Raw genomic sequence first — 7899 nt, forward strand, 5'->3', positions numbered from 1 at the left:
CGCCCCACCCTGCCCCGTCGTCCCGCTCCCGCGGTCTCCACTCGCTTCCATGGGGCCATCGTGCAGGACGGGAGGGCCGCGGCGCGGGAGTGACGCCGGAAACCGCTTTCCCGGGCCGGCGGATCCCGCCGTAGAGTGCGGTCATGTCAACCAGCGCTGACCGAGGTCCCCAGATCCGTCCCGCCCGCGCGGAGGACGACGAGGCGTTGTCCCGCCTGGACCGCGAGACCTGGTCCACCGTCCACGCCGTGACACCGCCGCCCCCGCCCGGCCGCCCCTTCTTCGGCGAGCGGCAGCCGGTGGGCGACATCCTGGTGGGCGAACTCCACGGCGAGGTCGTCGGTTACGTCCGGGTGAGCCCCTCCACCCCGCTGGAGGCGAACGCCCACGTGCAGCAGATCCAGGGCCTGGCCATTGCCGAGCGCGCCCGCGGTCTCGGACTCGGCAAGGCCCTGATGCGCGCAGCCGAGGACGAGGCCCGCCGCCGAGGAGCCCGCCGCCTCACCCTCCGCGTCCTCGGCCACAACGCCCGCGCCCGCGCCCTCTACTCCTCCCTCGGCTACACCGTCGAGGGCATCCTCCCCGAGGAGATGCTGCTCGACGGCAAGTACGTCGACGACGTCCTGATGGGCCGCTTCCTGTGACGGCCGGCGGCGACACCCCGGCCACGCTCGACCTGCTGCGGTTCCAGGACCGGGCGCAGAGCGTGGCCGTCGAGGTGGACCACCTCGCCCTCAGGGGCAGTGGCGACGAGCGGTACTACGAGGCCCGGATCGTCGTGCGGAGTGGCTTCGTGAACGGGCAGGTGGGCCTGACGGTCTCGCTCGAGGACCTGGACGAGTGGGAGCGCTGCCTCGACGCGCTCCAAGCGTTCGAGGCCGAGGACGAGGAGGAGTGGGGCGTCGAGTGGCCGGCCGGTGACCGCAGCGCCTGGCTGGAGGTGGTGCCGGAGGACCCGCTGGAGGTGACGGTGCACGACCTGCCGTCGACGCAGATCTCCGTGCGCGTGCCGATCGACGACCCGGACCAGCTGACGGAGAACCGCCTCCGCCTGGAGCGCCTGAGGAAGGCCCTGACGGAGCCCGTCTGACCGGGGCCGAGCCGGAGCCGGCCAGGGCCCGGCGCCCTCGCGTCCCCCGCCTTCGCGCCCGCGGGCTTCCCGCACGGACCGACCCGCCACCTCTCGTGTCGCGGGGGCGTTCCGGACCGCGCACCCCGGCCGCTCCCGTCACCCGCGCGGACCTCACCGATCGCGGGCGTCGTGGGCGGCGCGGAGAGTGGACGCATGCGCGCCTCCCGTATATCCGCCGAGGTCGTGGCCCGTGTCCGGGAGCTGTTCCGGAGGCCGGGCCAGGGCCGGGGGCCCCGTGGGCCCGGGCGCCGCGGGGGGCGTGGTGGCAGGCGCGGGCGGCCGAGCCTCGAGGTGGTGGCGCCGCCGCTGATCGCCGTGATGGTGCTGCTGTTCGTGCTGGCACTGCAGGGGCGGAGCGAGGACCGGGCGATGCCGCGCGGGCCGGCCGCACCCAGCGGGCACCGGTACGGCGCGCCCCAGCCGAAGATCGTGCCGCGGTCGGCCTGGCTGAAACCGGGCGACGAGCGGCACGCCCGGGAGGCCGGGCAGGACCGGGAACGGGAGCGGACCAAGCCCCCGCCGAAGTACGACGACAAGGTGGTCGCCGTCTTCGTGCACCACACCGACTCGCCCAACGGCTACGACTGCGCCGACAGCCCGGGCATCATCCGCACCATCAGCGCCGACCAGACGGCCGGCCGGCACTGGGACGACATCGGCTACAACTTCCTCGTCGACCGCTGCGGCACCATCTACGAGGGCCGGGCCGGCGGCTCCGGGCGGGCGGTGACCGGCGCGCACACGCAGGGGTTCAACCACCGCACCGTCGGCGTCGCCGCCATCGGCACCTTCACCCAGGGCGCCGAGGTGCCGGAGGCGATGACCGAGGCCATCGCGCGGCTCGCGGCCTGGAAGCTGGGGCTCTCCGACATCGACCCGCGGGGCGACGTGCGGCTGGTGTCCAGCAACGGCCAAAGCCGGTTCGAGAAGGGCGAGACGGCGGAGCTGCCGGCGATCGCCGGGCACGACGACGGGTACCGGACCACGTGCCCCGGCGCGGCGCTCAAGGCGCACCTGCCGCTGATCCGGGAGCGTGCCGCACAGCTCCAGGGACGGCAGACGTGAGCACCGGCGGCATGACCGCGCCGCGCGGCAGCACCGCAGGCGGGCGGGCCGCCCGGGCGCGGGCCGCCCTGCGCGCGCGGGGCACCTTCACGAGGCCGCCGGGACGGCCCGCGTGAGGACGGCGCTCGGGTTCAGTCCCCGTCCCCCTCGACGAAGCGTTCCCACAGGCGCGGGAACCGCTCCGCAAGGGCCTCGTCGTCCCCCAGGTCGAGCGGCTCGCCCTGCGGCCGCGGGGGCGGGGCGGACAGGCCGAGGTCGGGGGTGACCAGGCCGGTCAGCTGCTCGTACGCCTCGTCCGCGGCGTACCCCAGCTCCTCGCCGTCGCCGTCGATCTCCTCGTCGAAGTCGTCCAGGAGGTCCGCCAGCGCGTCCGGGTCGTGCAGCGCGCCCTCGAAGACCTCACGGCCCTGGCCGATGAGCCAGCAGCGGAACCGGTCGAAGGCGTCGTCGTCGGCGCCGTCCAGCAGGATCGCGGCGGCGCCCCACAGGTCCTGGCGGAAGGCCCGGTCGTAGCGCGACTCGAAGTGGCGGGCGAAGTCGAGCACCGACTCCGGGTCGAGCCGCACGAGCCGCTCCACCAGGAGGTCGGCCTGCTCCTCCGGATCGCCCTCGGCCTCCTCGCGGGCGCCGTCCACCAGTTGCCAGAACTCCGCTTCGTCCATCACGGAACCAAGCATCGTCCCTGGAGCGGCCGGTCGCACCCGGGCACGACGGAGGGGGACGGCGGAATCCCGCCGTCCCCCTCCGTCCTTGCTCGATCAACCCCTGATCGGCACGGGACCTTTACAGGCCGTACCGCTCGCGGGCCTCCTTGACGGCCGTGGCCTTGACCTCGCCGCGGCGGGCGAGCTGGGCCAGCGCGGCCACCACGATCGACTCGGCGTCGACGCCGAAGTGGCGGCGGGCCGCGTCACGGGTGTCGGAGAGGCCGAAGCCGTCAGCGCCCAGCGAGGACCAGTCCTGCTCCACCCACTGCGCGATCTGGTCCGGGACCTGGCGCATGTAGTCGGACACGGCGAGCACCGGGCCCTGGGCGCCGGCCAGCGCCTGACGGAGGAACGGCACCCGCTCCTCGCCGCGCAGCAGGGCCTCGTCGGCCTCCAGCGCGTCGCGGCGCAGCTCCGTCCAGGACGTCGCGGACCACACGTCGGCGGCCACCCCCCAGTCCTCGGAGAGCATCCGCTGGGCCTTGAGCGCCCAGTGGATCGCCGTGCCGGAGCCCAGCAGCTGGATGCGCGGGGCGTTGGCGACGGGGGAGAGGCCGGCCGTCTCCGCCGTGTTGAAGCGGTAGAGGCCCTTGACGATGCCCTCGTCGATCCCGCCGACGGCCGGCTTGGCCGGCTGCGGCAGCGGCTCGTTGTAGACGGTGAGGTAGTAGAAGACGTCCTGGTCCTCACCCGGCGCGGCCTCACCGTACATGCGGCGCAGGCCCTCCTTGACGATGGCCGCGACCTCGTAGGCGAAGGCCGGGTCGTAGGAGAGGGCGGCCGGGTTGGTGGCCGCGATGACCGGGGAGTGGCCGTCGGCGTGCTGCAGGCCCTCACCGGTCAGGGTGGTGCGGCCGGCGGTGGCGCCGACGAGGAAGCCGCGGCCGAGCTGGTCGCCGAGCTGCCACATCTGGTCGGCCGTGCGCTGCCAGCCGAACATCGAGTAGAAGATGTAGAACGGGATCATCGCCTCGCCGTGCGTGGAGTACGCGGTCGCGGCGGCGATGAAGTCGGCCATGGAGCCGGCCTCGGTGATCCCCTCGTTGAGGATCTGGCCGTTCTTGGCCTCCTTGTAGTACATCAGCTGGTCGCGGTCGACCGGCTCGTACGTCTGCCCCTTGGGGGAGTAGATGCCGAGCGACGGGAAGAGCGACTCCATGCCGAAGGTGCGCGCCTCGTCGGGGACGATCGGCACCCAGCGCTTCCCGGTCTCCTTGTCCCGGACCAGGTCCTTGACCAGCCGGACGAACGCCATCGTGGTGGCGACGTTCTGCGAGCCGGAGCCCTTGTCGAAGGAGGTGAACGCCTTCTCCGCGGGGGCCGGCAGCGGGGCCAGCGGGTGGACGCGGCGGGCCGGGGCCGGACCGCCGAGCGCCGCACGGCGCTCCTGCAGGTAGCGGACCTCGGCGGAGTTCTCGCCCGGGTGGCCGTAGGGGACGACGCCGTCGACGAAGTCGCTGTCCTTGATCGGCAGGTCCAGGCGGTCGCGCATCGCCTTGAACTCGTCGGTGGAGAGCTTCTTCATCTGGTGGTTGGCGTTCTTGGACGCGAAGCCCTCGCCGAGCGTGTGGCCCTTGACCGTCTGCGCCAGGATCACCGTGGGGGCGCCCTTGAACTCCACGGCGGCCTTGTACGCGGCGTACACCTTGCGGGGCTCGTGGCCGCCGCGGGAGAAGTGGAAGACGTCGAGGATCTTGTCGTCGCTCAGCAGCTTCGCCATCTCGGCGAGCGCCGGGTCCTTGCCGAAGAAGTCCTCGCGGATGTAGGCGGCGTCCCGGGTCTGGTACGTCTGGACCTGGGCGTCCGGGACCTCGCGCAGCCGGCGGACCAGCGCGCCCGTGGTGTCGAGCTGGAGCAGCTCGTCCCAGGCGGAGCCCCACAGCGTCTTCACGACGTTCCAGCCGGCGCCGCGGAACTGGGCCTCCAGCTCCTGCACGATCTTGAAGTTGGCGCGGACCGGGCCGTCCAGGCGCTGCAGGTTGCAGTTGATGACGAAGGTCAGGTTGTCCAGACCCTCGCGGGCCGCCAGCGCGAGTGCCGCCGTCGACTCCGGCTCGTCCATCTCGCCGTCACCGAGGAACGCCCACACGTGCGAGGCGGAGACGTCCTTGATGCCGCGGTTGGTCAGGTAGCGGTTGAACCGCGCCTGGTAGATCGCGGACAGCGGGCCCAGACCCATGGAGACCGTGGGGAACTCCCACAGCCAGGGCAGACGGCGCGGGTGCGGGTAGGAGGGCAGGCCCTCGCCGCCGGACTCACGGCGGAAGTTGTCCAGGTGCGCCTCGGTGAGGCGGCCGTCCAGGAAGGCGCGGGCGTAGACGCCGGGGGAGGCGTGGCCCTGTACGTAGATCTGGTCGCCGGAGCCGGGAGCCTCGGGGGACTCCTTGCCCTTGAAGAAGTGGTTGAAGCCGGTCTCGTAGAGCCAGGCCGCCGAGGCGAAGGTGGCGATGTGGCCGCCGACGCCGTACTTGCTGCCGCGGGTCACCATGGCGGCCGCGTTCCAGCGGTTCCAGGCCGTGATCCGGCCCTCCATCGCCGCGTCACCGGGAACCTCGGGCTCCGCGGCGGTGGGGATGGTGTTGATGTAGTCGGTCTCGAGGAGCTTGGGCAGCGAGACCCCGGCCCCCTCTGCACGCTCCAGGGTGCGGCGCATCAGGTACGCGGCACGGTGCGGGCCGGCCGCCTCGGTGACCGCGTCCAGGGAGGCCTGCCATTCGGCGGTCTCCTCGCGGTCACGGTCGGGGAGCTGGTCCAGCGCGCTAGGGGCGATGGCGTGGGGGTCGGTCATGTCGCCGCCTTCCTCAGTCGAAGGGGTGCGGTGCGCGCGGGTGCGCGCGGATGCGGGTGCCCTTGGGTCTTTGGCAGGACAGGGCAGGGTGGAACCTCGGGTAAGAGGCCCGCGGCGACTGTAACCCCCTGATCGATGATCGATCAAAGGGGTGAGCGGTAAAACTTGCCCAACCGGCGAAAGTCGGCACGCAGTGCCACAAGATTGGCCGGGTCCACGACACCGGGTGCCGTGGAATCGCAGGTCAGGCGGGGTGGAGAACCGCTCGAATGGCGAGTGGGGCGCTCAGGCGGCGGCGTCCGGACGCGGTGCGCAGCCCAGGACGTGGGCCTTCACGAGGTCGGCGATCCGGGGGTCGCGGCGGCGGAAGGCGGCCACCAGTTCCTCGTGCTCCTCCGCGAAGGACTGCTGCACGGTCCCCAGCCAGCGGATCGACAGGGCCGTGAACACCTCGATGCCCAGCCCCTCCCAGGTGTGCAGCAGGACCGAGTTGCCGGCCGCCCGCACCATCTCCCGGTGGAAGGCCACCGTGTGCCGCACCTGGCCCGCCGCGTCGGCCAGCCGGTCGGCCTCGTGCAGGGCCGCCACGTGCGGGTCCAGGACCGAGCAGTCGTCCCCGAGGCGCTCGGCCGCCAGCTCGGCCGCGATCGCCTCCAGGCCGGCCCGCACCGGGTAGCTCTCCTCCAGGTCGGCGGCCGTCAGGCTGCGCACCCGCACGCCCTTGTTGGGGGCGGACTCGATCAGCCGCAGCGACTCCAGCTCCCGCAGGGCCTCGCGGACCGGGGTCTGGCTGACCTCCAGCTCGGTGGCGATCCGCCGCTCCACGATGCGCTCGCCCGGCTTCCAGCGACCGCTGACGATTCCCTCCACGATGTGCTCGCGGATCTGTTCGCGCAGCGAGTGGATGACGGGCGCGGTCATGGAAGCTCCTTCGGGCAGGGGCGACCTGCGGCCAGGGCCCCCGGGGGCGTTAGACGCTTAGACAATACGGCTGCGGAGCGTGTCTGCCGAGGCACATCCGGGCGCTGAGACGCAGGTGAGACGAGGCTTACACCAGGCGACGGGCATTTCGCCGGGCAGCCTCCCGCGGCTCGGGAGCCTTCTTGACCTGCGTTTGACGTGCGCTTCACCCGGCCTTCACGCGACGGCGCCCCCGCCCGGGATCCGGGCGGGGGCGCCGTCGCGCAGGCGGCGGAGTTACAGGCCGAGCTCGACCTCGAACTCGCCGGCCTCCAGGATCGCCTTGACCGCGGTCAGGTAGCGGGCGGCGTCGGCGCCGTCCACCAGACGGTGGTCGTAGGAGAGCGTCAGGTAGGTCATGTCGCGGACCGCGATGACCGGGCCGTCCTCGGTCTCGATGACGGCCGGACGCTTCACCGTGGCGCCGATGCCCAGGATCGCGACCTGGTTCGGCGGAACGATGATGGTGTCGAACAGCGCACCGCGCGAACCGGTGTTGCTGATCGAGAAGGTGCCGCCGGCCAGCTCGTCCGGGGTGATCTTGTTGGCGCGGACCTTGCCCGCGAGCTCCGCCGTGGCCTTGGCGATGCCGGCCAGGTTGAGGCCGCCGGCGTTCTTGATGACCGGGGTCATCAGGCCCTTCTCGGCGTCCACCGCGATACCGATGTTCTCGGTGTCGAAGTAGGTGATCGTGCCCTCGGCCTCGTTGATCCGGGCGTTGATGACCGGGTGGGCCTTCAGCGCCTGGGCCGCAGCCTTCACGAAGAAGGGCATCGGGGAGAGCTTGACGCCCTCACGGGCCAGGAAGCCGTCCTTGGCCTGGTTGCGCAGGCGCATCAGGCGGGTGACGTCGACCTCGACCACCGAGGAGAGCTGGGCCTGCTCGCGCAGGGCCTTGACCATGTTGTCGCCGATGACCTTGCGGATCCGCGGCATCTTCACGGTCTGACCGCGCAGCGGGGACGCCTCGAGGGCCGGAGCCTTCTTGGCGGCCGGCGCGGCCGGGGCGGCGGCCGGAGCCTGCGCCGCGGCCTTGGCGGCCTCGGCGGCGGCCAGCACGTCCTGCTTGCGGATGCGGCCGCCGACGCCGGTGCCCTTGACGGAGCCCAGGTCGACGCCGTTCTCCGAGGCGAGCTTGCGCACCAGCGGGGTCACGTAGGCGTCGCTCGCACCGGCGCCGGAGGGCGCGGCGGGAGCGGCCGGAGCCTGCGCGGCGGGAGCCGGGGCCGGAGCGGCCGGAGCCGGAG

Annotated in this window: 7 protein-coding genes; 3 read left to right on the forward strand and 4 right to left on the reverse strand. The window is 72.7% G+C overall.

Annotation, left to right across the window (positions count from 1 at the left end):
* The first annotated feature begins 143 nt into the window (after positions 1–143).
* From ACOV8S_RS10930 to ACOV8S_RS10940, 3 genes are all read left to right on the forward strand, one after another.
* Positions 144–644 (forward strand): N-acetyltransferase family protein, encoded by a 501-nt coding sequence (locus ACOV8S_RS10930; protein WP_448317595.1) that lies wholly within the window; start codon positions 144–146, stop codon positions 642–644.
* A complete protein-coding gene (locus ACOV8S_RS10935; RefSeq protein WP_448317596.1) occupies positions 641–1090 on the forward strand; it encodes a DUF5959 family protein in 450 nt (149 codons plus the stop codon). The genes ACOV8S_RS10930 and ACOV8S_RS10935 overlap by 4 nt, the downstream gene beginning before the upstream one ends.
* Positions 1091–1450: 360 nt before the next feature.
* Positions 1451–2197: a peptidoglycan recognition protein family protein gene (locus ACOV8S_RS10940; protein WP_448317909.1), complete on the forward strand. Its 747-nt coding sequence runs from the start codon at positions 1451–1453 to the stop codon at positions 2195–2197.
* A 131-nt stretch (positions 2198–2328) separates the two neighbouring features.
* On the opposite strand, the gene ACOV8S_RS10945 is transcribed toward ACOV8S_RS10940, so the two are convergent.
* From ACOV8S_RS10945 to sucB, 4 genes are all read right to left on the reverse strand, one after another.
* A complete protein-coding gene (locus ACOV8S_RS10945) occupies positions 2329–2859 on the reverse strand; it encodes a DUF4240 domain-containing protein (protein WP_448317910.1) in 531 nt (176 codons plus the stop codon).
* Between the two features lie 121 nt (positions 2860–2980).
* Complete coding sequence (gene aceE / locus ACOV8S_RS10950; protein WP_448317597.1) at positions 2981–5692, reverse strand: pyruvate dehydrogenase (acetyl-transferring), homodimeric type; 2712 nt, start codon at positions 5690–5692, stop codon at positions 2981–2983.
* A 285-nt stretch (positions 5693–5977) separates the two neighbouring features.
* Complete coding sequence (locus ACOV8S_RS10955) at positions 5978–6613, reverse strand: GntR family transcriptional regulator (RefSeq protein WP_351114445.1); 636 nt, start codon at positions 6611–6613, stop codon at positions 5978–5980.
* A 276-nt stretch (positions 6614–6889) separates the two neighbouring features.
* Positions 6890–7899, reverse strand: a 1010-nt coding sequence (sucB, locus tag ACOV8S_RS10960) for a 2-oxoglutarate dehydrogenase, E2 component, dihydrolipoamide succinyltransferase (protein WP_448317598.1), incomplete at its 5' end; no start/stop codon positions are given.

Source organism: Streptomyces sp. CO7 (genome assembly GCF_053474865.1).

Bases quoted from the DNA above. Each gene is read 5' to 3' on its own strand.
- ACOV8S_RS10930 (WP_448317595.1), top strand. From the start codon at position 144: ATGTCAACCAGCGCTGACCGAGGTCCCCAGATCCGTCCCGCCCGCGCG.
- ACOV8S_RS10940 (WP_448317909.1), top strand. From the start codon at position 1,451: ATGGTGCTGCTGTTCGTGCTGGCACTGCAGGGGCGGAGCGAGGACCGG.
- ACOV8S_RS10945 (WP_448317910.1), bottom strand. From the start codon at position 2,859: ATGGACGAAGCGGAGTTCTGGCAACTGGTGGACGGCGCCCGCGAGGAG.
- aceE (WP_448317597.1), bottom strand. From the start codon at position 5,692: ATGACCGACCCCCACGCCATCGCCCCTAGCGCGCTGGACCAGCTCCCC.
- ACOV8S_RS10955 (WP_351114445.1), bottom strand. From the start codon at position 6,613: ATGACCGCGCCCGTCATCCACTCGCTGCGCGAACAGATCCGCGAGCAC.